Here is a 426-nt window from a genome sequence, read left to right on the forward strand (position 1 = left end):
CTGTTCGCGGTCGAGGTGGCGTTGTTCCGGTTGGTGGAGTCGTGGGGTCTGCGGCCGGACTTCGTGGCGGGTCATTCGATCGGTGAGCTGGCTGCGGCGCATGTGGCGGGTGTGCTGTCGTTGGCGGATGCGTGCCGGTTGGTGGCTGCTCGTGGGCGGTTGATGCAGGCGTTGCCGTCGGGTGGTGCGATGGTGGCGGTGCAGGCGTCCGAGGCCGAGGTGTTGCCGCTGTTGAGCGGGCGGGTGGGTATCGCGGCGGTGAACGGTCCTTCGTCGGTGGTGGTCTCGGGTGACGAGGCCGAGGTGCTGCGGATCGCGGAATCTTTCGAGAAGACCAAGCGGTTGGCGGTCAGTCATGCCTTCCACTCGCCGTTGATGGAGCCGATGCTCGCGGAGTTCCGCGCGGTCGCCGAGAGCATGACCTAC

General features: G+C 67.1%; 1 protein-coding gene. It reads left to right on the forward strand.

Annotated elements, in window-relative coordinates; all coding sequences use genetic code 11:
* The coding region (locus tag UK12_RS33210; protein WP_045306934.1) for an acyltransferase domain-containing protein at nucleotides 1–426 on the forward strand (426 nt) is incomplete at both ends.

This window comes from Saccharothrix sp. ST-888 (assembly GCF_000955975.1).
Taxonomy (GTDB): Bacteria; Actinomycetota; Actinomycetes; order Streptomycetales; family Streptomycetaceae; genus Kitasatospora.